The 23,845-nt window shown below is 43.6% G+C and carries 16 protein-coding genes; 8 read left to right on the top strand and 8 right to left on the bottom strand.

From position 1 onward, the window contains the following. Nucleotides 1-17: 17 nt before the first annotated feature. Complete coding sequence (locus CEX98_RS04315) at nucleotides 18-1,127, top strand: tetratricopeptide repeat protein (protein ID WP_099640887.1); 1,110 nt, start codon at nucleotides 18-20, stop codon at nucleotides 1,125-1,127. A gap of 51 nt (nucleotides 1,128-1,178) precedes the next feature. Here CEX98_RS04315 and CEX98_RS04310 read toward each other — a convergent pair whose 3' ends face one another. The 6 genes from CEX98_RS04310 to CEX98_RS04285 all read right to left on the bottom strand — a co-directional run bounded on the left by CEX98_RS04310 (nucleotide 1,179) and on the right by CEX98_RS04285 (nucleotide 11,977). Continuing rightward, the gene (locus tag CEX98_RS04310) at nucleotides 1,179-3,122 is read right to left on the bottom strand and encodes a winged helix-turn-helix domain-containing protein (protein WP_099640886.1); all 1,944 of its coding nucleotides are present in this window, start codon (nucleotides 3,120-3,122) and stop codon (nucleotides 1,179-1,181) included. A gap of 111 nt (nucleotides 3,123-3,233) precedes the next feature. Beyond that, a complete protein-coding gene (locus CEX98_RS04305; RefSeq protein WP_099640885.1) occupies nucleotides 3,234-4,109 on the bottom strand; it encodes an HvfC/BufC N-terminal domain-containing protein in 876 nt (291 codons plus the stop codon). Beyond that, on the bottom strand, nucleotides 4,109-5,059 hold the full coding sequence (bufB, locus tag CEX98_RS04300) for an MNIO family bufferin maturase (protein ID WP_099640884.1): 951 nt from the start codon (nucleotides 5,057-5,059) through the stop codon (nucleotides 4,109-4,111). Before bufB ends, CEX98_RS04305 begins: the two co-directional genes overlap by 1 nt. A 12-nt stretch (nucleotides 5,060-5,071) precedes the next feature. Beyond that, nucleotides 5,072-7,405 carry a ferritin-like domain-containing protein gene (locus tag CEX98_RS04295; RefSeq protein WP_099640883.1) on the bottom strand — a complete coding sequence of 778 codons (2,334 nt, stop codon included), beginning with the start codon at nucleotides 7,403-7,405 and terminating at the stop codon, nucleotides 5,072-5,074. Nucleotides 7,406-7,775: 370 nt separating this feature from the next. Beyond that, nucleotides 7,776-11,027, bottom strand: a complete 3,252-nt coding sequence (locus tag CEX98_RS04290; RefSeq protein ID WP_172439718.1) for a S41 family peptidase — start codon at nucleotides 11,025-11,027, stop codon at nucleotides 7,776-7,778. A gap of 152 nt (nucleotides 11,028-11,179) precedes the next feature. After that, nucleotides 11,180-11,977 carry a putative porin gene (locus tag CEX98_RS04285; RefSeq protein WP_099640882.1) on the bottom strand — a complete coding sequence of 266 codons (798 nt, stop codon included), beginning with the start codon at nucleotides 11,975-11,977 and terminating at the stop codon, nucleotides 11,180-11,182. Between the two features lie 169 nt (nucleotides 11,978-12,146). On the opposite strand from CEX98_RS04285, the gene CEX98_RS04280 reads away from it, so the two are divergent. The 7 genes from CEX98_RS04280 (at nucleotide 12,147) to CEX98_RS04250 (ending at nucleotide 21,999) form a co-directional block, all read left to right on the top strand. Next, nucleotides 12,147-12,533: an STAS/SEC14 domain-containing protein gene (locus CEX98_RS04280; RefSeq protein ID WP_099640881.1), complete on the top strand. Its 387-nt coding sequence runs from the start codon at nucleotides 12,147-12,149 to the stop codon at nucleotides 12,531-12,533. Between the two features lie 144 nt (nucleotides 12,534-12,677). Next, nucleotides 12,678-13,370, top strand: a complete 693-nt coding sequence (locus tag CEX98_RS04275) for an SDR family oxidoreductase (RefSeq protein ID WP_099640880.1) — start codon at nucleotides 12,678-12,680, stop codon at nucleotides 13,368-13,370. Nucleotides 13,371-13,420: 50 nt separating this feature from the next. After that, nucleotides 13,421-14,077, top strand: a complete 657-nt coding sequence (locus tag CEX98_RS04270; protein WP_099640879.1) for an ABC transporter ATP-binding protein — start codon at nucleotides 13,421-13,423, stop codon at nucleotides 14,075-14,077. Further along, nucleotides 14,070-16,532 carry an FtsX-like permease family protein gene (locus tag CEX98_RS04265; protein ID WP_099640878.1) on the top strand — a complete coding sequence of 821 codons (2,463 nt, stop codon included), beginning with the start codon at nucleotides 14,070-14,072 and terminating at the stop codon, nucleotides 16,530-16,532. Before CEX98_RS04270 ends, CEX98_RS04265 begins: the two co-directional genes overlap by 8 nt. After that, nucleotides 16,522-17,586, top strand: a complete 1,065-nt coding sequence (locus CEX98_RS04260) for a lipocalin-like domain-containing protein (RefSeq protein ID WP_099640877.1) — start codon at nucleotides 16,522-16,524, stop codon at nucleotides 17,584-17,586. Before CEX98_RS04265 ends, CEX98_RS04260 begins: the two co-directional genes overlap by 11 nt. A gap of 151 nt (nucleotides 17,587-17,737) precedes the next feature. After that, nucleotides 17,738-21,019, top strand: coding sequence for an MHYT domain-containing protein (locus CEX98_RS04255; protein ID WP_099640876.1), 3,282 nt, complete (start codon nucleotides 17,738-17,740; stop codon nucleotides 21,017-21,019). Continuing rightward, nucleotides 21,016-21,999 (top strand): HD domain-containing phosphohydrolase, encoded by a 984-nt coding sequence (locus CEX98_RS04250; protein ID WP_099640875.1) that lies wholly within the window; start codon nucleotides 21,016-21,018, stop codon nucleotides 21,997-21,999. The genes CEX98_RS04255 and CEX98_RS04250 overlap by 4 nt, the downstream gene beginning before the upstream one ends. Here CEX98_RS04250 and CEX98_RS04245 read toward each other — a convergent pair. Together CEX98_RS04245 and CEX98_RS04240 are read right to left on the bottom strand one after the other, a co-directional pair. Beyond that, the gene (locus CEX98_RS04245) at nucleotides 21,980-22,510 is read right to left on the bottom strand and encodes a GNAT family N-acetyltransferase (protein ID WP_099640874.1); all 531 of its coding nucleotides are present in this window, start codon (nucleotides 22,508-22,510) and stop codon (nucleotides 21,980-21,982) included. The genes CEX98_RS04250 and CEX98_RS04245 overlap by 20 nt on opposite strands. Then, on the bottom strand, nucleotides 22,510-23,844 hold the full coding sequence (locus CEX98_RS04240; RefSeq protein ID WP_099640873.1) for an NAD(P)/FAD-dependent oxidoreductase: 1,335 nt from the start codon (nucleotides 23,842-23,844) through the stop codon (nucleotides 22,510-22,512). Before CEX98_RS04240 ends, CEX98_RS04245 begins: the two co-directional genes overlap by 1 nt. Nucleotide 23,845: the final 1 nt, after the last annotated feature.

Here is a 23,845-nt window from a genome sequence, read left to right as displayed (position 1 = left end):
TAAAAATGGAGAAAAGCATGAAAATACTTTTAAAAACTCTGATGTGGTTAAATTGCGCATTGTTTGCGTTAGTTGCTCACGCACAGATAGCCTCAAAATTACAGCATATTACAGTGAGTTCAAAGTTAGTGGGAGAGCCTGTTGATGTACAAGTGTATCTGCCTTTTGATTTTGATGTTAACCGAAAGGAGCCATACTCAACGCTTTATACAACTGCGGGAGAGAGCCGTTTTGATGTACTGAAAGCTGAAGTGGACTGGTTGAGTCACACCAGTTTTTCACCTATCCCGCAACTTGTGATTGTGCGAGTGCCCAAATTGAATTTTGCTGGGGCTGACAAGTTATCTGATCAAGCGTATTTTGCCTTGCTAGCTCGCGTATTAGCGAATGAAGTTGAACCAACACTGATACGGCAATTTAATTTGTCGCCGTTTAGAGTTATTGAAGGGTACTCAAGCAGAGCCGCTATTGCCTTGAATTTATTAGGGGAAATGTCTGGATACTTCCAAGGCGCGATATTGTCTGCGCCAGTTTGGAGTCAACTTCCCAAGCAACTAAAAGAAAACGTAAGTGACAATATCGCCAAGGGCAAACTCTCCAATAACCTATATATCAGTCTTGGCAGCTTTGATGAAAATAGGCCGTTTTTTGCTGCGCTCGCCGTTTCAAAACGACACCAACACCTGATGTTAGAAGACTTAAGTCAACATCATTATCATGTAGGCGCACAATTAGGGCTAAGACATGGACTACAACATATTTTTTCCGCAATAAAGCTTCAAGATTATGCTCAATTTAACAAGTCAGGCCTAAAGGGATTGCAAGAATATCACCAACAACTAGAACAGCGCTATGGCTATCCGATTGATATTAAAGCCAACCAGCTTGCTTTAGGGCAATATTTATTCGAGCAAGGCAATACAAGGCTTGGGAAAATAGTGTTTGATGAGCTACTTGCGACTACGCCTAACTCTATTATTTACCACTTACGATATGGCCAGACTCTTTTGAATACAGGCGATGCGACAAAAGCAACACTTCAGTTAAAGCGAGCCTTGCTGCTAGCAACAGAGCAAAAAAATAAAGAAGCCCAGCAGTATATTAATCTAGTTTTGTCTCGGCTTTAGCATTATCAAGAGTGACATAGAGGTAGCGAACCGGTGTGATCCGCTTTTACATTAGTGGCTTTCTGGTCTCGCTATTTTTACTTTCACTTGGTTTGCTCTAAGTGTTTTTGGCGAGTCAGCTAAAACCCTAAAAGGATGAATTTGAACATCCGTGATCAAGCGAGTCTGCTCATCAGATTGTCCTAATATATCCACTGCTTGCGTATTGATGTTATAGCGCCAGATAGTCGCCCTCTTGTCTGGAATAACCAGCTCATTTCCTCTTAGGTAAAAACGCCAATGTAAGATCACTTTGCTTGTTATTGGCAGAGATTTAAGTGCACCATTGACGAGTACTTTTAAGTTTGGCTCATCAGGTGTGGCTATATAGACTGTACCGTTTTGCTGAATTTGTGCCCAGTGAATCTGCCCTTGATAAAGTGGCTGCTTATGGTTTGTTATAGGGTCGAAAAGTACCAGTTGCTCATCGATAAGGTCATTAACGAGAAGGAAGTTATTTCCTTTTATTTTAATCGACTGCAGTATGATTTTATTATCAAATAAAGCAGGAAACACTTCAACGCCAGTGACTAAATTGATTTTCAGTAAACCGTGTTTTGATGCCGCCCACAATTGTTTACCATCGTCTGCCCAAACAAAAGATGAGATATGTTTGTTATGGGTGAGGGGCATTTCTTGGTGTGAATCCTTTATCCAGACTTCGCTGGTGCCAGTGCGAGTAGAGAGAAATGCAATGGCATTTCCATTAGGTTGGAATTGTCCTGAGAGCTCGTCGTAGTGGCTGGATGTGAGTTGGTTTGTAGAGTGGCTGTCTTGTATATTAATCTGCTTTTGTTCTTGCACTTGTGTCGCTAAATAGTTGTTATCGCCATGGTATTCGGTTACATAAAGCGACTCTGAGCCGATTGCAGGAATGGTTTGTACAAGCTGAAGGCTTTGGAAAATGTAGACTGCAGATGCGGTTGAAAGTATGTGTGTTGTATCAGGCCCTGATACTAATATGGGCTGGCTTAACTCCAAGCGAGGTAAGCTCTCTTGTTGAAGCAGTCGAAGTTCCCCTTTTTTGCTTAATATATAGTTTGAAAGATAGGTCTCATCATCTGAGTTTTGGCTAAGCAAAGTAAGGTGATCCTCGTTAAATGAAGACGCTAAAATTGTTGCTTCTATAGGCAAAGCACTAAATGTTACTGAGTCTGCGGGCGGAGTAAAAAGGGCATACTCGTTATTGGCGATAAGTAACACTTGATGATCAACCCAGTAGGCTTGCTGTACTTCATTGTCTAAGCAAGGAGAGATCACTTTCCTGCCAGCAAATTTTGGTAACGCGACGATAACCTGCTGACACTTAGTTTGTTCTTTTGTTTTGCGCGTTTCAATGAGTACGGCTCTTTTACCATCATTGCTGATTTTCGGCTGACCAGTATAATCCAATGCGCGGGAGATGAGTTTAGTCGTTTGGAAGTCTAACTCCTTTACTTTTAGTTCTGCTGTTTGCGATGTTCTGGCCACATATAACAACCTCCTGTCTGAGGTGAGTGTCGCAGTACTTTCCAACTCCAATCCGTAACTTACAGGTGTCACCTCTGAAAGTTGGAACTTAGCTTTTGGCATAGTTGAGTAGATAAACAATATGCCAAAGAGGGTGATGAAACCTGTGAAATAGAGTGCACATATTTTCAGCTTTTGGCGTAAGTTCGTGTGGTGATCCTCAAGTTGTAAACGATAGCCCTTTTTATGAAAAGTTTGGATAATACGCTTATCATTATCGCCAAGTAGTTTCCTAAGCTGAGCAATACACCGTTGTAGGGCATTTGGGGCGACGACGGTATTTTGCCATACTGAATTGAGTAGGTGCTCTTGCGTAACAAGCTTCCCACGATGCTGATAAAGTATTTCAAATACTGCTAGCACCTTTGCCTCTAATGTGATGGTTTCATCAAGGTAGACAAGTTCACCCGTGACCAAGTCTAACTTACGGTTATTGATTGTTATCATTATTATTTGGGAACAGCAGTCGATAAGGCTAGTCTATCTTGTATTGGATATAAAAATAACCCATTAAGGGCTATTTCACTTTATCAACCGAGCCATTATTAGCTGATTGGATCAGTGGGGCACTGGTTCATTTTGTAACGTAAACAGTCCCATATTAATTGCGCTTGGTAGCCAAACTGCTAACTGCGATTGCAGCGCTTGTAGATTTAAGTTTAGGCGGCTAGCGCTATAGCTTACTGCTTCTTGGTAGCGTAGCGGTTTTTCTCTCAAATGAAGCAATAAGTCTGCTTGCCAGTCATTCAATACACACATTTTTATCCGATATTGCTGCCTAGAAACCGCAATGTGTGTTTGCGCTGGTGCCGGTATGGTATATGGCTCTGCTTGCTCAAGCTGGGTTATAAGCGGCAGCAAGGGGTAATCGGTTTGAATAAGCTGCACGGATCCTGGCACCGACATGACAAAGTCTTCGGCTATGCCGCAAAGGAGCTCAATCTCGCTTATTGCCGTGGTTGATTGCTGTGTTTCAGGCCCAGGCTTTAATAGTGCAAGCGCTTTGGCTCTTTCTAACTTTGCCAGCTCGCAGGGCAAACTAAACATAGCTTGTTGATGGGGATCAAAATCTCCTGATGGCTTTGTCTGTGCTAAAAAATCAGCGAAGCGTGAGCCAAGTTGGTGCAGTGTCCAAGACTCTGAGGGTAAGGTGACGATAAAGGCTTTAGCGAAAGTCTCGAATACTTCCTCTCCCATAAATTGGCACAACAATGCGAACTCGCCTTTTAGGCACTCTACCAACCGCATCACATAGCCTGCGGCATAGATGTCTACTCTTCTCATGGCACCCAATTTTTTACTACTTTTTACACAGTCATGCAGTGTCACCCCATGAGGGGCAGCAGCGGTATTGAGCTTTTGTGATAGGTCGCCTCGTACCATCAAAACGGTGCTAAGCCATTGTTGAGTTTGCGTTAAGTCTGGCGTTTTCATTACGTTAATTCTGCTCGCTCATTGACGATTGGGGTCGAAATCGCATTGCTGGTGGAGAGCGCCCTTTGCTCTGGAATGTCTCCAGCAAGCACTTGTTTCGCTTTGTTTAACTCCGCAACGAGTTCAGGAAAACTGGGGATATTGGCATCCCATTCCAGTAAGGTAGACACGCCACCCGTTAACTGCTGCGCTAGTTGGTAAAGTTGCCAAACTTGGGCAGGCACAGGTTGGTCATGGGTGTCTATCAAACAATCACCGCAGTCGCTAGGACCGGCTAGGTGGATCTGAACTATGTGCTTATGGGGAAGTTGACGAATGAACGCTTCGGCGTCAAAACCATGATTAAAGCTACTGACAAAGACATTGTTTACATCCAACAGCATACCGCAGCCTGTTGCGGTGACTAATTCACTAAAGAACTCGCTTTCAGTGAGAGTTGAATGTTGAAATTCAAGGTATGTTGATGGGTTCTCAAGCACCAAAGGTCGCGCTAAAAAATCCTGTACTTGGTCAATACGGTTTATCACGTGTTGCAGGCTCTCGTCAGTTAACGGCATAGGTAGGAGATCGTGACTATTTAAGCCTGCAATGCCTGTCCAACACAAATGATCAGAAATAAGCTGTGGCTGAACGAACTCGCTTAGCGCTTTGAGTTTGCCTAAGTATTCAAAGTTTAGCGGATCGCTACTGCCAATATTCATTGATACGCCATGCATCACTAGCGGATATTGCTCCTTTAGTTGAGCGAGGACATACCGGCCATAACCGTGATTATCAATATAGTTCTCACTAATGATTTCAAACCAGTCAACATCAAGCGATGCTCCGCGTTCCAATTGGGGCATAATAAAGGGGTAGTGCTGGCTTCTAAGGCCAACACCAAACCCTAAGTCGGTCAATTGTTCTATAGCGGACGCAGCAAATTGCTGCGTCCGAGTTGGATTGGTCATGCTATCTGCCTATCAAGTCGATGGTGGTAGTGCGAGACGAATATCTGAAGCCGCTGGCTTGTCTTCCGGTGTGCCATCTTCTTTTAACAAACCATTGGCATTACAGTATGCCTGCCATGCAATATCGTACACTGCATCTCCTTTTTTGTAAGGCATTAGTACGTTACCTTCAGACTTTCCTGCCGGTGCTTTTTGGTCTTTAGGGAAAGTGTAATCCATCGGGGAGAAAGTATTATCTTTTAAGTTAAACTTAAATAGCTGCATGTCGTACTCTTGATCTTCACCAGAAAGTGCTGGGAAGAGTTGAGAAGCTGAGATAGGTACAGCACAGCCACCCAAGTTATTACACTTATTATCAGCAGGTGCACTTTTTGGCCCTGTAGATACGCTGCCACCACAACTACCACCTGGCGTTGTGCTATGAACAAAGCCACAGCCACCTTGTGCTTTACAATCGTTACTGCCTTTACAGCTGTGATAGACCTCTGGAGGCGGCAGAACATCTGCCCCAATGTTGGTGTAACTCATCCCTTGGCAGGCGTGGTAAAGGGTGTTTGGATCTTGTGCTTTAATCCCTGTAACTAAATCAGGCGCAATTCCTGTGGTTGCCCAACAAATAGAAATTCTATCGCCAGAACCACCCATTGCTGGGCCTGGGAATTCACTGGTTTTACCCGACCAATAACGGTCAAGCGCTGTTGTTAGGCCTTTAATAGTGCCTACCGCAGATTGACTGAATAATTGATGCGTATTGCCAACATTGGACGAGAGCTTAAGATTGTTAAGTGCTTTTACTACGCTGCTGACGCAAGGGAGATTTGGGTTGTTCTTAGCTGCTTCATCACCACCGTTGGGGTCCAATAACGCCTCATTCCAGCTATTACCTTCAGCAAACCAAGTTGACCAAGTCATGTAACGTTCGTCTGATTGACTTGAAGGTTTCTCAAAGTCGACAATGAGCTTCATGGTATCGGTGAATATTTGAAAGTGATCTTTGTATTTATTAGTGATCCGCGCACACGCTGAACCCGAAATTGGACCCTCGCCGCAGCTTGCGGGATAATCCGCCTTTAATGCTTCCGCGCTAGGTTGAAACTTCTCTTCTACGGTACTGAGATGGGTATCTTCCGCTTTATTCGCTTTTGCTGCTAGGAGGTTTTGTGCCCACTTTTCATCAGCCCAGCGTTTACAAATCATATCAGCCACACCATCACCTTCACCTTGATCGGTAATGGCATTTACATTATTCATTAACGCTTCTTTTAATGCAGTATGATCTTCTTTAACGTTGAGTGAGCCTTTAATGCCTGGGAATTGTGGCTGATAATCTTTGTTACCAGGACGTTCGTTAAAATAGTCGCGCTGAATGGTAGCGTAGTCGAGCAAGCTGGTGCCATCATCATATCGGATCTGAATATAATCCCAATAGCTGAGGTACATGTGTCCAATCGAGCCAAATAGCGGCAGATCTTTTTCAGTGTAATTGGGTTTCCACCAGTCATAAGGTGCCTGCTCAAAATATTTTGGCCGTTTTGTCTCTTTGTTTGGTTCTAAATATTGCTCTTGGATAATTTTCTTTGCGTTTTCTTCCGTTTCTTCAATCAACATAAAGAGTAGTGTCTGCTCTTTGTTGAGCTCAGTGGCATTAACACGGAGATCTTGTAACGTCTTATTTGGGAAAATTTGCTTAAAGTAAGCTTGAACTTCAGGGCTTAATTTAGACAAGTCATCGCTGCAATCAGCAAAGTCCAAAATGTGTGGAATACCGCTTTGATTGTTATAGCACTTCCAACCAAACTTCTCGTCAATTAATGCTTGGCTGGTAAAGCTTGGTGTGAGGCCCAATTTACTTGCCATGTTTGAGGCGAGTTGTAAGTGCAGCATTTCTTCGATAAAAACACTATACACGCCGTTAAACACTTGCTGGTTCACAGAGAGTTTAAATGAGTCCTTTTGGTTGTTTGGATCGTCATTGTCACCAACCAAAGTATCGATATTGAAAAGTGGTTTAAGCTCTACGTCGTAGCCTTTATTTAGGCGGTGCTCTGGTATATATCCCGCTGTTGGGCCAAGTCCTGGCCAGTAGCGACCAGGGTAGAGGTTAGACGAGTCTGCAATCTGGTGGGTGCCCTGAATTGAGTAAAGACCGGTCATGTAAAGTGGAATAGTGAATAATTCGACATTTATTGCCGCTTGTGCAATTGCCCGTAAGCAAGATAAATCGGCCGCTTTATACTGGCTATCACGTGCTTTGATTTGTTTTTTTTGTGTACTACTGAGCAGGATGTTGGCATCAATTTCTTTATCCACTTCTACCGACTGACCCGTTTTGTTCTGCACATTCATGGTTTGCTCCTTTGTGACGGTGAACGTTGTGCAATACCACTGGCTTAAATAGAAATAAGTTAAGACATGAATTATGCATTCAAGGTAACTCAAAAACTTAAGCAAATTGGCATAGTTGAGGGATAGACTCTCGTTATAAAAAGTAGACGTAAATCGAAAGAAAATCGATTACACACCATTACGTAACAGTTACTTTTTTATAACACCCTAACGTGGGAGGCAAAAGAGATGAGATTCAGAAACTGAAAAGCGTAATATCACGCTAGCCAGGAGTTATTTTTTAATACATTTGGTATAAATTAACGCAGTGATAAGGGATAACAGCTGCTAGAAAACAAGCTGTTATCCCAAGTTTAGGTTAAGTATTTACTTAAAACTTAGTGGGAGCTGGCGGTACTGAGAGTGCTTTTTTCGGATTGTCTTTAAGCTCTTTTAACAACTCTTTTACAGCACGCTCAACAGAAGGATCTTTACCTGCATGAACAAGTTCAGGTCTATCGATCACTTCAATATCAGGGCTTACCCCTTCGTTTTCGATGATCCAGTTGCCGTCGTTATCTAGAATTCTGAAGGTCGCTGCGATCACCTGACCACCGTCAACTAGGCTCGGGTTACCTGAGATACCAATTAGGCCACCCCAAGTACGAGTACCAATCAGTTTGCCAAGACCTGCCTGACGGAAGTAGTAAGGTAGGGCATCGCCACCTGAGCTTGAATAGCCATTGATCAGCATTGCTTTTGGACCTTCGTGGGCAAACTGAGGTGTTTTTGTTGGCTCAACACCACGGCGTTTCCAATAATTAAGTGGCTTACGGGCAAGCCAAGTGATCATGTGTTCAGGAATAAAGCCACCGCCGTTATAACGGTCGTCGATGATCAGCGCATCTTTCGTCGTTTGTGGCATAAAGTTCTTAAATAGTGAACGGTTACCATCATAGTGCGTATTTGGTAGGTGAACGTAGCCAATCTTACCATTGGATAGTTTGTCTACGTAGTCAGCACGTGATTGAACCCATGCCATATAGCGTAGCCCTTGCTCACTGGCAACCGGTTTTACTGTGACTTTCCAGCTATCTTCAAGACTAGGTGATTTACTTAATACCAACTCAACTTGCTCACCTTGGGTGTTTTCAAGCAGCTCATAAAAATTAACCACGTCTTTTACTGAGCGACCATTCACCGAGATAATGTAATCGCCCTCATTGGCATTTACCCCAGTTTCGTCAAGCGGTGAACGGTAGTCTTCATGCCAGTTTTCACCCTTGAAAATGCGTTCAATTTTAACATAGCCAGATTGGTGAGCGCTTATCTCAGCACCAAGCAAGCCATGTTTTTTGCGCTCTGCAGTAGGCGCATCACCAGATTGAACATAAATGTGACCGGCGTTGATTTCACCTGCAATTTCACTCAGTACATAGTCTAAGTCGCTACGATGTGCAACCGCATTGGCTAGCGGTTGATACTTCTCTAGGATTGCATCCCAATCTTGACCATGGTGATTTTCATCGTAGAACCAATCACGTAACGTACGCCAGCCTTCCACATACATTTGTTGCCATTCAACTTTAGGATCGATTTTGAGTGTCATCTTAGACAGATCAAGCTGGCTGGCTTTTAAATCTTGTTTTGGCTTAGGCGCAATAACACTGTAATTGTTACCAGCACGAGCGATTAGGTGCTTACCACCTGCTGCAACTTTATAGCTACTCACCCCTTCTGCGACTGTCTCTAGTTTGCTATCAGGCTTGTTACCGAGTAGCTTTAATGCGCCGCCTGTTAATGTCAGTACACCACCTTCGACGCCAGTTAGGGCGCCGTAGTTACCAGCTGGTGCTGAGAGTGATACAACCCGAGACATAAAGCCGTTGGCATCAATGCGATTTTCTTTTTTAGCACCTTCTTCTTTTGCTTCGTCATCTGATTGAATGGTTAACTCATCACTTTCAAAAGCATTTAGTGGCTGAATATGAGGGTTCACAGCGACGCTATAAATGCGAGTCGCGTTGTTGAACATATAGTCAAATTCATAGCTGCTAAAGGTAAGGTTGTAGTCACGCTCAGACGTAAAGTAAATATAGTTTCCATCTGGCGAGAAGGTTGGGTTACGCTCACTGGTCATTTCGTCAGTGAGTCGAGTCACCTTTTTATCTTCGATATTGTAGTGCCACAGAGAGGCATAGCGGTTTTCGTTATTCTTAACAAAAACAATATCTTCGCTGTTTGGTGACCAAGTATATTCAGTTAGGCCGTCTTCATCGTATTTGGCGGTATCGATTTTGTGCATATCGCCAGACTTAGCATCAATCCACCATAATGTATGGTTTTTATCTGCAAACAATAGTTTGCTGTTGTCTGCTGACCAGATTGGTGTGAAGCGCCAGATAGTCCCGTTGTCGGTTAACTGGATAGTTTTATTGTTATTGGCTCGGTCTTTTAAATAAATTTCATATTCACCTGTTTTATCGCTCATGTAGGCAATATAACGGCCATTTGGTGACCAGCTTGCTTCAATCTCACGGCCTTCAGGCGTATAAGATAGATTGCGAGTAGGGCCCTGTTTTACCGGAACAGAAAATAGTTCACCACGGGCAGTAAACAATGCACGTTTGCCATCATGTGAAATATCCATTGAATCAATAAAGTCACTGACATTTTTGCTGTAAGGCATGGCATATTGACGCACGCCTGCAACATCAATGTTCAACTTTTTGGCAGACTTAGTTGCTTCATCAAAGCGATATAGGTAACCGCCATTTTCATATACGATGGCGTCGGGGCCTGCAGAAGGCCATAGGACATCAAAGTCTTTGTGGTCAGTCATTTTAATCGGTGACTTCCCATCGCGGTATTTGTAAAGGTTAAGTGTGTAGTCACGATCAGACACGAAGTAAATACTGTCATTTACCCAAGTTGGTTGCTGATCGGTTGCTTTGTCGGTTGTGAGTTGTTTAGATGTATCGTTTTCAAGGTCATAAATCCAAACATCCTGTGCACGGCCACCACGCGAGCGTTTCCACGTTCTAAACTCTCTGTCGATTGGTGTGTAAACATACTTGCTACCATCTGGAGAAAGCATGCCACCGCCGGTTTCCGGAATAGCCAGCGGCTGCTCGAGACCACCATCTACAGGCACCATGTATGGACGGCCCATACGTTTGCCCCATGGCGTACGGTTTGCTCTAAAGACGATATGTTTGCCGTCAGGCGTCCAATCCATCACACGGTAATCAAAACCACCGCGCGGAGGCATTGGGCCTACGTCGTTATAATATGTTAGTTGTTTTAATCCTGAACCGTCGGCATTGATCACATAGATTTGGCGGCTACCATTATACTCAGCGGCAAAAGCGATTTTTCTGCCATCTGGTGAAAACTTAGGGAAAGTTTCAAAACCAATGTGGTCGGTCAAGCGTTGGCTTTTGCCTGAATTGGTATCTGCGATATAAATGTCGCCAGCGTACACAAAAGTGACTTTGTCTTTGTGAATATCTGGAAAGCGGAGTAAGCGAGTATCTTCGGTTTGATACGCTGAAACAAAAGGCGCGGCTGCCGCAGCGATGGCCAGCACGAGTGTTTTTATTTTCATCATAATATAGGCATTTCCGTTATTATTTTGATACATAATAACGATTGAACAATGAAATGCACCTATATTAGACAAATAACCTGTTTCAAAATGTGAAAAACACCCCAACGCGGAGTGTGGTCGCGATGAGGTGTTGAGTAGTTGGGGAAAATCAATGGAGTACCACGGTACTCCATAGCAGTGTCAACTTAGAATTGTGCAACGAAAGTTAGGTTGCTTGTTTCACCGCCATCTGTGTCAACTACGCTACCTTTAAGGTAGTAAGTGTCGTTGAAGAAGTATTTTGCTTCTGCTGCTAGGTCAGAATCATATGAACCTAGGCCAAGAGCAAAGTTGCGAGTAAAGTAGTAGTTCGCCAACACGTTGGTTACGTTGTCGTCAAAACCTTCAACGTCGATACGGTTATGTTCTACGTCGATTGTGAAGTAGCTTTCACCTTCTACGTGCATGAAGTAACGTGCACTTAGGTTTAGATAATCGAACTCATCTTCAGTTTCAATAGTAAAACCAATGTAATCAGTAGAGTTTAGTTCGTGGTTGTACTCAGCTTTGAACCAAGTAGTGTCACCATTTTCAAACTCTTCTTGACGAATGCTTAGCTTCAGGTTGTCGTTATATAAATAACCAAAACCAAAAGAGTAATGATCGTCGGCTTCACCTAGATCTGAAATGCTACCTGTAACGAACCACTCTTTAGTGATAAAGCCTTCACCGTGTGCAGAGAAAGCGTTTGAGTAATCATCATTCGCATAACTTAAGCCAACATTGCTATCCGTATCAAGGTAGCCAAAGTCATCCCATACGCCAACTGATTCTTGAGGTGCGAAAAAGTAGTCAGAAGAAAGCATCAGTAGGCTGTTATCAGAACCATCGTAATCTGTATAACTAGCAGCGTTGAACCACTCTTTTTGTACATTTCCAGCGTTAGCTTGAGCGGTTGCTGAAACAAGTAGTGAAACAGCTGCGATAGATAGTAGTTTTTTCATGTTCATCCCTTATATTTCCATATTATTGAGCTACATTGACTCAACGGCGCGCATGGTAGTATCCGAAATCTGAACAGAAACTGAAGAAGTTAATAAAGTATAGAGATTGGAAAAATATTTAAGTCTTAATTATGCTTTTTGCATCTAAAGTGAACAAAAGGGTTGAAAAGTGGCCAATTCATTTCATGGGATATCAATCGGCACTGAACGGCATGGTGATGACATTTATCTCACACTTAAGCCCACAGGTAAACTCACCCACGAAGACTATGTTGTTATTACTCCAATCATTGAGGGGGCGTTAAAAGCAGTCAACACACCCAAAATCTATGCTTTTGTCGATGCAACTGAGTTTGATGGTTGGGAGCCTCGAGCCATGTGGGACGACTTCAAACTCGCCTTTGAACACAGCCGTGCATTTGTCAAAGTAGCCATTTACGGAGGGCAAAACTGGCATCGGCTTGCTGCGACTGTTGGTAACTGGTTTGTTACAGGTGAAGTGAAATACTTTGAAGATAAACAAAGTGCTATTCAGTGGCTTAATGTAAGAACGTAAAATAAGTTGAGATAAGTTCAAGTTGTTGGTGGTTACCTTTACGCGTAAGCTTAGTGGTTAAAAATTGGATTATCTTCCGTTTCTTCATGTATAGTGAAGTAATACTAACACTGGCTTTGTCGCAATCGCTTAGGAGCTCCATCTGTGAAAAAAATACTGATAACAGGTGCAAATCGCGGTATTGGACTTGCGTTAACGAAAACCTATTTGCAGTCTGGCTGGCACGTATTGGCTACCTGCAGAGAGCCACTTGCCGCTACTGAATTGAATGCGCTGGCACCTACCTTTCCGGAGCTGCAAGTTTTTGCTTTAGATGTTACCAACTTTGACCAAATGGAAGAACTCAGCGAAAAACTCGCCCCTGTCGCTATAGATATAGTAATAAACAATGCTGGGATATACGGCCCTAAAGGCTATGCTTTTGGTGAAACAGACATTGAAGCATGGCGCGAAGTCATGGAAGTTAATGTATTTGCTACCATGCGCTTGGCCGAATTGTTTTACACTCATCTAAGTAAGGGTGAAGAGAAAATATTTGCCGCGCTCTCTTCAAAAGTAGGTAGTCATACGATGAATACCAAAGGGGGAGGGTATATTTATCGCAGTTCTAAAGCCGCACTAAATTCAGTGATAAAGAGTTTATCTAACGATTTACTGAACGAAGGGATCCGCACCGTTGCCCTTCACCCCGGTTGGGTGCAGACCGAGATGGGGGGAGCAAACGCGCTTATTACCCCTGAAGAGTCTGCAAATGGCATTTATTCTCTGTTATCTCATTTTGTCGATGCGCAAAGCGGTGGATTTTATGACTACAAGGGAGATGCAATTCCTTGGTAGCAATACTGCGCTAAACGAATTGTGGGAAAGTATCAAAGGACTATAAACCCGTGGTAGAAGTTCAAGACATAGAGTTTACACGGCGAGATGGAGGTGCTTGTCGAGCGATCTTAAGCAAGCTGAGTCTTTGTATCGCAAGCCAAGAGCAAGTTGCCATCGTAGGAGATAGCGGCTCTGGCAAAACCACCCTTATACATTTAATTGGCGGGTTATTAAGGCCAGATAGTGGCCGTATTTTGGTTGATGGGCAAGATATTACTCTACTCGATAATACCGCTCAGGCTTTATACCGCCGCAGCATAGGGATGATTTTTCAACATTACCAACTCCTTGCGCCTCTCAATGTCTATGACAATATTACTTTTCAAGCGCAGCTTAATAACCTTATGCCTTCGCGCACAGAAGTTGAGGCGCTTGCTGAGCGGTTAGGGATCTTAGACAAGCTACATGCGTTCCCGGAACAACTTTCTGGAGGTGAGCAGCAACGGGTTGGTATTGCCCGTGCTATGTTAAATAAACCCCAGTTACTGCTTGCAGATGAACCCACCGGAAATTTAGATACAGCCAAAAGTGAAGAGGTTGTATCACTGTTACGTGAGCTATGTGAAGAAAAAGCGGTAAACCTGATCATGGTAACCCATAGCCAGCATCTAGCTGATTGCTTGGATAGAAAAATCACCATAGAGAATCAATGCGCTTATGGCTGAGTGCCCCAAACCTTCGACCTCACTGTCTGTGAACGCTGAAGTCAAACTGATACTCACGGTATTTATACGTTTCTATCGCAGGCATATTTGGCTATTTTTGTTGTTTGTTTTTGGGTTATCTCTAGGGAGCGCTTTACTTGGGTCTATCCAAGGTCTTAATCAAGAAGCAACTCAACGTTATGACCAAACCAGTGCGCTTGTTAACAACCCCATTAGTCATTTTATTCGGCCGAACCAAGGCAGCGAAACGCTCAGTTTTGATGTTTGGAGGCAACTTCGATCTGCTGGGTTTATATCGGCTGAACCTGTGGTAGAAGGTTTGCTTACCTTAGCAAGTGGTAAACGGGTTTGGCTTAAAGGTGTGAACACCTTGCAATGGATAACACCAAGGCAAGAAAAGGCTTCTAGAAGTCAAAGTGGAAGCATGCAGTTTGGCTTTAATACGATTTATATATCAGAAAAGCTCGCAAATAGACTTGCTGTGGGCGAGCAACAAACTCTCACCATTAACGGTACAATGTTTAAGTTGGCTGTACTCCCAAAGCTGTCGGGAAATACCGCACTGACCGACATCGCGTTAGCTGATCACCTATTAAACCTATCCGGCCAAATTAGCTATATTGAGGTCTCAAATGCAGAATTAAATGAACTCAAAGTAAAGCAGCTACTAGGCAACAAAGCGCAGCTCCAAAGTGCACAGGCTCAATCATTTGACTCGCTGTCTCAAGCATTTTTCTTTAACTTACAGGCGTTAGCTTTACTGGGTTATATCGTTGGAGCTTTTTTGAGTTTCAATGCCATTAAATTATCTCTTCATGCCCGTCACAAGTTGCACCAACAGCTCACGCTACTTGGTTGTATTCAAGCTAATGTAATTACAGCATTAATTATTGAAGTACTGTTATTGAGTTTGGTCGCGGCCTTGGTGGGGGCGGGGATTGCGTATATTGGTGCTAACCTGCTCGTAAATGAGATCACCGTAGCGCTACAAAGCTTATTTGAACTAGACAGAAGCTTACCTGTTCAATTTAGTTGGTTGGTGGTATTGCAGGCTTTTACGTTAAATGTGCTGGTGCTTACTGGTGTTGCTTGTTCTCAACTCAAGCTATTTTCAATGAAAGTGAGATTGTTTCATAAGTTATTGCTTCTGATAGGGCTCAGTTACATTGCTGGGTATCTTTATTTAACCAGCGACACCCCCATCCATGCGCTTGGGCTATGTGCATGCTTGCTGCTGGCTTTTTTTATCATTACACCGATGATATTACGTGCAGTCTTTTCTGTTATTCCCACTCAACACCCGTTACTGAAGTGGATCAAGGCAGACAGTGATGAACAGATACGAGTATTGGCGATTAGCGTTTACGCCGTATTACTTGCAGTTGGCACGTCGGTGGGGTTACAAATCATGGTAAGCAGTTTTAGTACGGCGTTACAAATTCATTTAAATGGTCGCCTAAGTGCCGAGCTCTATGTGAGACCAAATGATGTGACAGACGCCCAATATCAATGGCTAGCGCACCATAAGAATGTAAAAACGTTAGGCGTATTTTGGCAGGCACAAGCAAATTATCAGTCAGGTAATCTGGGTGATAGCAACCGCTCTGCTCGAGTTATCAGTTTTGGTAATGAGCCCGCTTTACATCAAAACCTTACTTTGTTATCGGGCGAATCTCCTAGCATCAGCACTTTGTTTTTCGACGAAACCAATAATTTAAGTGGGTGTCTTGCAAATGAACCGAGTAAGTTACTTCACAACGTTGAGCTCGGACAGCTTGTTACGTTATATCAGGGAGAACGATACATTCGTTGCAAAATAACTGGGTTTTATTACGATTATGGTGAGCAGCGACCTGTATTTGTTGTCGTTACGCAAGCAATTGAACAAGCAATGTTTCAGTATCAAGCATTGGGTTTTTCGCTGGGGTTAAAAGCCAATGTTGACGAGGCATTATTCAAGCAACAACTCATTCAGCATTTTAATCTTAATGACTCACACGTAGTGCAAAACCAGGTGTTCAAACGCTATGCCACAAGGCTATTTGAGCATACATTTTATGCGACAAAAGCACTGAATTTAATGATTGTTGCCATCGCGCTATTTGGCCTTTGGGTATCGTTATTGACGCTGGGGGTTAAGCAGATCCAACCGTTGGCTTTACTGAAAAGCTTAGGGGTGACAACCGTGCAAGCATTTACCATTAAACTTGTGCAAAGCTCAATTATTTTACTGGTAACGCTATTGCTGGCAATACTGTTAGGTGGATTGCTGGGCTGGGTGTTGCTAAAATTTGTCATGCCCATTGGCTTTGGCTGGACCATTCCATTGTTGTTGCCTTTTCAGGATATTCTCGTTTTTATTGTGTTGATTTATGTATTAGCGCTCCTAGTGAGCGTAGCACCACTACTAAAGCTGAGTCGATACGCCGTTGCGGATTTATTGTATGAAGAATAGTTCCTTAATCGCTGTGCTACTTTGCTTACTAAGTGCGGCATGCATACCAGAACCCTCAAAGTCAGGCGCTGCTCCTCACTTTTTTAGTCTTGAACAGGGGGAACCTGTTTCTTCAAGTTACCAATTAGACTTCCCTCGGGATCATGGAAGCCATCCAGCCCAAGGAATTGAATGGTGGTATGTAACGGCTAATTTAAAAAGCGAAACGGGGCAAGGGTTTGGAGTACAGTGGACGTTATTCAGAACATCAATACCCAATAATCAATTTGATAGTCAGTGGTGGGATAACCAGATTTACTTCGCGCATTTTGCCATTCAGAGCGACACAAGCCATCAAGCATTTGAGCGCTACGGCCGAGCGGGACAAGTGCAAATCCAAGCAGAACCTTTTGTTGCGCGTCTCGATAACTGGTATCTAAAAAGTGAGCAAAGTGCGTTTTTTCCACTAGCGCTGAACGCAGGTGCAGCGAGTAACGACATAAACTTAGTGCTAGACACCAGCCCTTTAGTGTTACATGGAAATAAAGGCTATAGCGTAAAAACATCGGACGGTCATGCCTCTATGTACTACAGCTATCCATTTTTAACGGTAACAGGCACACTGGTATTTCAAGGTCAATCACATCAAGTCACAGGTGATGCTTGGCTCGACAGAGAATGGTCTTCGTCATTTATTAACCAACATCACAAAGGCTGGGACTGGTTTAGTATTCGTGGTGAGGACAAAAGGGAAGCGCTGATGGTCTTTTGTATTCGTGATCAGCAGCAGACTTATAAAGAGTGCCGAGGGACAGAAATCACGAAAGCTGGAAAAGCGATTAAGCAAATTCCGCCGCAAGCAATCCAGCTATCGGTACTCACGGAAACCTTATTGGATGGTGTACGTTATCCAACAACATGGCAGCTAGAGTTGCAAGGCAGAGATCCAATTATCATCGACAGTATTAATAAAGATGCTCGCAACCAACTCACCGTTAAATATTGGGAGGGCCGGGTTCGCGCGTCTGGTGGTTTTATTGGAGAAGGGTATGCGGAGTTGGTGGGATATGAATAAAGTAACGATAGCAAGCTCTTTGTACCTGATATTACTAATAAATTTAAAAGAGCAGGCATTTATCTTGAAATCTCGTTTTGACAACGATTTCTTCTGTAAAACTGGGCTTAGGACAGCTAGACTCTAAGCATATCTTACTATCTGCGTTGCTATGCTAAATTCTTTCTTTGTCTCTGATCCAGCACCGGAATTACTGCTCAGTGGTGTTTACGACACTACTTTAGTGGTGTTGTCGGTATTTGTAGCTGTGATAGCTTCATTTTTTACCCTAATTCAAATTGACTTTGCCGAACAAAATCAAAAAAGTAGCATTCGAAGACTCGCAAAGTTTGGCGGTGCAGTAGCGATGTCGGGGGGAATATGGAGTATGCATTTTATTGGCATGCTCGCCTTTTCGTTATGTGTTGAGGTTGATTACGACCCTTGGTTGACTGCCGCTTCTATTTTCCCTGCATTTTTGGCCTGTCTAGTGTCATTTGATCTGATCACCAAGCCTCAAGTTACCCTTGCAAATAAAGGCGTTGCCGCACTGATTTTAGGTGCTGGGATTGGCACTATGCATTATTCTGGAATGGAGGCAATGCAGCTTGGCCCTGTCTTGGCCTACGACCCCTCACTATTTGGGCTTTCCATTATTGTTGCGGTAACACTTGCCTTTATTGCCATTCAAACTAGAGCAAAACTAAGGCATTATTCTCGTACAAGTAATACTAGCTTGGTTAGAAGTCTCGGCGCATTGGCATTAGGGGCTTCTGTGTCTGGTATGCATTACACTGGGATGCAGGCCGCAAGGTTTGTGTCTGATACGCCGCTAATTAGTCAAGAAATGCAAGCACAGCATACCCAGTCTCTTGCGCTGTTTATTGCTGCTGTCAGTATTATCATCAGTGCCTTGTCTGCCCTGATCCACACCGCCAGTAAATACCGTACGGTGGCCGAGCTAAAAGCGGCGAATGAATCAAGGTTGGCCGCCATTTTAGAGACTGCGGTAGATGGCATCGTCACCATTGATGGTAAGGGAATAATACAAAGCTGTAATCCACTGGTTGAGAAGATTTTAGGCTGGCCTGAACATCAAGCTGTCGGTCGTAACGTGGCACTACTTTTACCAGAAGAGGCCCAGTCTAGTATTACATTTGATGGCGCTTATCTCGAGCAGTTCACAGGGGTCGGAAAGGAGATAACAGCGCGTCATAAGTCTGGCCACTTAGTGCCAGTTCGCTTAGGCATAGGTGAAGTTGAATTGAAAGATCAAGCTTCTTTCTATGTCGGTTTTATTACCGACCTAACACCACAAAAGCAAATGGAAAAAGCACTCATTGAGCAAGAGGCAAGATATCGAACTCTACTCAATAACATGCCTGGAGTCGCATTTAGGTGTCGTATCGACGACCAATGGAGTATGTCGTTTGTAAGCCCCATCGTAGAGCAGCTGACTGGCTATCGGGCCGAAGAATTTATTGCCGGGCATGTGCACTTTGATGATCTCATTGTAGAAGAAGATAAAAGTATAAGTCGAGATGTCGTAGAGCAAGCATTGCAATGCGGTGAGGGCAGTTACTCTCAAGAGTATCGGATTTTACATAAGTCTGGCCATATTAAATGGGTACTCGACAAAGGGTCGTTCGAATACGATCAAGCTGGTCGTGTCGAGGGCATTGCTGGAGTACTGTTGGATATTAGCGAGCGCAAAAACATGGAAGATGAACTCCGTGCAGCAAAAAGTATTGCTGAAAGTGCCGCTGCGTCTAAACAAGCGTTCTTGGCAAACATGAGCCACGAAATTCGTACCCCAATGAACGCAATATTAGGGTTTAGTGAAGTACTTAAAGAGTCTGAACTGCAACCTGAGCAGAGTAAACATGTAAACACCATTCTGACTAGCGCAAAAGCGCTGCTACACTTGCTCAACGATATTCTGGATTCAGCGAAGTTAGAGCAAGGCAAGTTGGACTTAATCGAAAATGACTTTTGCATCTCTGAGCTGCTGGATAATGTTGTTTCGACTTTTTGGTATCAAGCGAAAAAGAAAGGCTTGAAGCTCGACCTTAATATGAGTCCACACTTGCACCAGACTTATCACGGGGCATCAGATAGATTGCGCCAAGTGCTAGTCAACTTACTTGGTAATGCGATTAAGTTTACATCGCAAGGGGGTGTGGAGTTGACGGTTGAGTCGTCCCACGACGACTACCTATTGTTCAAAGTTGCAGATACAGGAATTGGGATCGCCAGTGATAGGCTTGATTCGATTTTTAAGCCGTTTGAACAAGCCGATGGCAGCATGAGTCGTCGCTTTGGTGGAACAGGGCTTGGCACTACCATCAGTCGACAGCTTGTTGAACTGATGGGCGGGAAGATATGGGCGCACAGTGAACTCGGGAAAGGCTCGACATTCTATTTTACGGTGCCATTACAAAAAATAGCGGCTTTTACGGTTGCCCAAGACATGCATGTAACACTGCCGCCACTGGTCATATTAGTTGCTGATGATATTCCGCAAAATACTGAGTTATTAACTCTGTTACTCAGTAAACAAGGACATACCATAGACATTGCAAATGATGGCTTAAAGGCCATTGAAAAAGCAAAATCGCAGCAATATGACCTCATCCTGATGGACATTCATATGCCAGATTGTGATGGTTTGGAGGCAACCCGTGCTATTCGCGCTTTTGAGCAAAATGCAGGGCGTCCTGAAACGCCAATTATTGCCCTCACTGCCAGTGTATTGGGTGAAGATAGAGCTGCGGCAAAAGCTGCGGGTATGGCTGCATTTGCTTCAAAACCTGTGGTGATTGAGGATTTAACCAGAACCATAGCTGAAACACTGAATATAAATATTCCCCATACCTCGGTAGGGGTTCGCCAAACGAACAATAAGCAACTGATTAACAGAGCTCGGGCGGTAAACTTATGGGGAAGTGAGGCCAAGTTTTTGAAAGAGCTCTCGCGCTTTTGGGAAACAAAAAGAGAAGCGGTTATTGCATTGCTTGCCTATGAAGGGCAGCTACACAATGATGCACTAAGCAACATTCATACTATAAAAGGGATTGCGGGTAATCTTGCCCTAGAAACCTTGTTTGGTCTTTTGGAGCAAATTGAACGTAAAAAGGAAATCGACGAACGTCTCAGATCCAAACTCGCACTTATTATTGAAAAACTTGATGACGTAGTGGGGGTTAGTGATGAAGATGTGGTCACTAACGCTTTAAGTGAAGGCGATGTTTTTCTATTTAAACAAAATTTACTACAAGTGAAAGAGATGATTGATGAGTCGCAAGTGGAAGATGATGTATTAGATGCATTGTTGAGAAGTGCACCGTTAACCTCTCGTAGCCAGGTAGAGGCATTAATACATGCATTGGATGATTTTGAATTTGAACGTGCAGAAGCAGTTCTCGCACACTTAATGAGTACCGATGTGCAATGATAAATGATCATAAGCCTCTAATTTTAGCCGTTGACGATGAAGCAACGAACCTGCAAATTTTAAAGCAAACCTTGGGTAACCAATACCGTATGAAGTTTGCCAAATCGGGGTCGCTGGCATTAGATTTAATAGATAAAGAACGCCCGAGTTTGATTCTACTTGATGTGATGATGCCTGAAATGACAGGCTTTGAAGTGTGCGAAAAGCTAAAAGAGAATCCAGATACAGCTCGGATCCCGATTATTTTTGTTACCGCGTTAAGTGAAGAATTTGATGAAGCCAAGGGCTTTGAACTCGGTGGTGTGGATTATATTACCAAGCCAATTAGCCCTGCAATCACAAGAGCACGCGTAAAAACACACTTGTCTTTAGTCAGTGCAACAGAGCTTAAGAGTGCCTATGTTGAGCTAATGCAGCGCCTTGGACAGGCCGCAGAATATAAAGATAATGATACAGGCCAGCACATTGCAAGAATGAGCCGGTACTGTTTTGTGCTAGCTAAAGCCTGTGGTCTGCCTGATGAATATGCTGAAGACATTATGCTGGCTGCGCCTATGCATGATATAGGTAAGGTCGGCATTGCTGATAGCATTCTGTTAAAGCCCGGACGTTTAGAGCCGGACGAGTATGAAGTGATGAAGCAGCATGCTGAGCTGGGGGCCAATATTCTTGCAGACTCCGACTCAAAGTTGGTTAAACTTGCCTATTTAATGGCGATGGAGCATCACGAAAAGTTTGATGGAAGCGGTTACCCCAAAGGTTTAAAAGGGGAAGAGATCTCATTAGAGGGCAGGATCTGTGCCCTCGCTGATGTTTTTGATGCACTTACTTCAAAGCGTCCTTATAAAGAAGCTTGGACAATTGAAAAAGCATTGGCATTTATTCACTCTGAAAGTGGCAAACACTTTGACCCGAAGCTGGTGACATTGTTAGAAGAAAACATAACTGAACTACTAAAAATTAAGGCTCAGTTTGATTAATACCAAGGGGTACGATACCCGGAGCGTGGTAAACATTATTCTCAATTTCCCAATGATGAAATTGAAAGTGGTGTTTACCAATCAGCTTGAGTCCCAGTTTTTCGTAAAATCGATTTGATTTGTTCTCGACCCAAGTATACAGCCAATATCGTTCGCCAAATTTTTCTACCATATGAGAAAGTAAACGCCGACCTATCCCAAGCCCTTGAAATCGGCTTAGCACGTAGAGTTTTTCTACTTCAAAACCAAGGTCTTGCTGGTGGTATTTTGAGTGGTGATTAGCTTGGACATAACCTTGTATAGCATCTTGATGCACTGCTATGTAAATGCTTATCTCTTCTCGCTGTAGCAAAGAAGTAAAGTAGGCCTGTGTAAAGGTAGATAACGCATACTCTGCATATTCTTGCCGGAGCCCTTCGACTGCATATGTATCGAGCCAAACTTGGATCGATAGCGCGGCAAGTGATTGTGCATCTTCGTAGGTTGCTGAGCGTATTATCGGAGTTGTCATCAGCTTACCTTGTCCATAACTTGTGCATATTGGTAATAAGCGAGCTGGCCGAGACGTCGTAACTGTGGCAGAGGAAACTTCGGCAGTGGCTTAGTGTAAATTGGTATATTCGGCACTTTAATACCCATCAACTTTTCTGCTAACCGAATACTAGCCTGAGCACTGAACGCCACGCCAGAGCCACAGTAGCCCAAAACATAACCGGTATTATTTTCGCTGTAAATGTGCGGTATGTCATCAAGTGCGGCGGCGATGTAGCCACTCCAAAAGTAATCGACCGTAAATGGTAACTGTGTAAAGCAGTCTTTGAGCGCCGCTTGTAAATTGTGTTGATACTTTAAATTATCTTGATCGCGTCCAAACACGGCACCACGACCACCAAATAGAATACGGTTGTCAGGCAGTCGGCGGTAGTAATATTTGAGTCGTCGAGTATCCATCACTACTTGCTCTGTGAACAAACCATTTGCTTCGAGCACTTCATCGCTAAGTGGGTTAGTTACAATAATGCTACTTAGAATAGGCAGGTAGCGACCGTGTGTTAATGGTGAAAATTGTCGTTGGCTGTATGCGTTCGCCGCAATCACGACTTTATCTGCAGATACGCTGTGACCATTAACCACGAGTTGATGCTTGTCACTTTGATGCTGCTGATGCGTCACTAAGCTATTTTCATAAATTTGCACGCCAGCTTGCTGCGCTAATGCCTTGTAGCCCATCAACAATTTTAATGGGTGAACACCAAATGCATTATTAAATCTCAACGCGCCAAACCCTTGTTGATTGTGCATATACTGCTCAGCAAGTTGTTGACGGGAAAGCAGTTGGTGATGGTTACTCTCCATCGTCTCACTTAGGTATTCGGCCTGCGCTTTTAGTTGTGCGAACGCATGTTGATTGTGGGCAACCTTAAGATATCCAGCTGATTGAACATTGCAGTCAATGTTATGCTCATCGATAAGGCTACGCACCAAAGAAACTGCATCATTGTATTCACGGTAAATGGTTTTGCTGATCTCTAGACCGTATTTTTTGGCAAGTTGGGCATAACCTAAACGTCCAGTGCTGGGCAGAACAAAGCCTGCATTTCTCGCGCTCGCACCAAAGCCGATTTGATTCGCTTCAAACAAAGCAACGCTTTGTTGGTGGGTGGTTGCAAGGTGGTATGCCGTAAGTAAACCGGTAAAGCCCCCTCCTATGACCGCAACATCGACTTGCAAAGGCTTATCGAGCGCAGGAAGTGACGTGCCTATATCGCATGTGGCGGCCCAATAACTGTTTGCAAAGGCTTGGCCTTGGCAATGGGAGTGAGTAAGTGGATCAAATCCTGACATA

Source organism: Pseudoalteromonas piscicida (assembly GCF_002744175.1).
Classification (GTDB): Bacteria; Pseudomonadota; Gammaproteobacteria; order Enterobacterales; family Alteromonadaceae; genus Pseudoalteromonas; species Pseudoalteromonas piscicida_B.
The sequence above is the reverse complement of the archived record's forward strand: the minus strand, read 5'-3'. Positions and strand labels throughout refer to the sequence as shown.

Excerpts from the sequence above, each read along its gene's own strand:
- CEX98_RS04255 (WP_099640876.1), top strand. The coding sequence starts at position 17,738 with ATGCTAAATTCTTTCTTTGTCTCTGATCCAGCACCGGAATTACTGCTC.
- bufB (WP_099640884.1), bottom strand. The coding sequence starts at position 5,059 with ATGACCAATCCAACTCGGACGCAGCAATTTGCTGCGTCCGCTATAGAA.
- CEX98_RS04245 (WP_099640874.1), bottom strand. The coding sequence starts at position 22,510 with ATGACAACTCCGATAATACGCTCAGCAACCTACGAAGATGCACAATCA.
- CEX98_RS04265 (WP_099640878.1), top strand. The coding sequence starts at position 14,070 with ATGGCTGAGTGCCCCAAACCTTCGACCTCACTGTCTGTGAACGCTGAA.
- CEX98_RS04285 (WP_099640882.1), bottom strand. The coding sequence starts at position 11,977 with ATGAAAAAACTACTATCTATCGCAGCTGTTTCACTACTTGTTTCAGCA.
- CEX98_RS04290 (WP_172439718.1), bottom strand. The coding sequence starts at position 11,027 with ATGTATCAAAATAATAACGGAAATGCCTATATTATGATGAAAATAAAA.
- CEX98_RS04240 (WP_099640873.1), bottom strand. The coding sequence starts at position 23,844 with ATGTCAGGATTTGATCCACTTACTCACTCCCATTGCCAAGGCCAAGCC.
- CEX98_RS04310 (WP_099640886.1), bottom strand. The coding sequence starts at position 3,122 with ATGATAACAATCAATAACCGTAAGTTAGACTTGGTCACGGGTGAACTT.
- CEX98_RS04260 (WP_099640877.1), top strand. The coding sequence starts at position 16,522 with ATGAAGAATAGTTCCTTAATCGCTGTGCTACTTTGCTTACTAAGTGCG.
- CEX98_RS04250 (WP_099640875.1), top strand. The coding sequence starts at position 21,016 with ATGATAAATGATCATAAGCCTCTAATTTTAGCCGTTGACGATGAAGCA.
- CEX98_RS04295 (WP_099640883.1), bottom strand. The coding sequence starts at position 7,405 with ATGAATGTGCAGAACAAAACGGGTCAGTCGGTAGAAGTGGATAAAGAA.
- CEX98_RS04315 (WP_099640887.1), top strand. The coding sequence starts at position 18 with ATGAAAATACTTTTAAAAACTCTGATGTGGTTAAATTGCGCATTGTTT.
- CEX98_RS04305 (WP_099640885.1), bottom strand. The coding sequence starts at position 4,109 with ATGAAAACGCCAGACTTAACGCAAACTCAACAATGGCTTAGCACCGTT.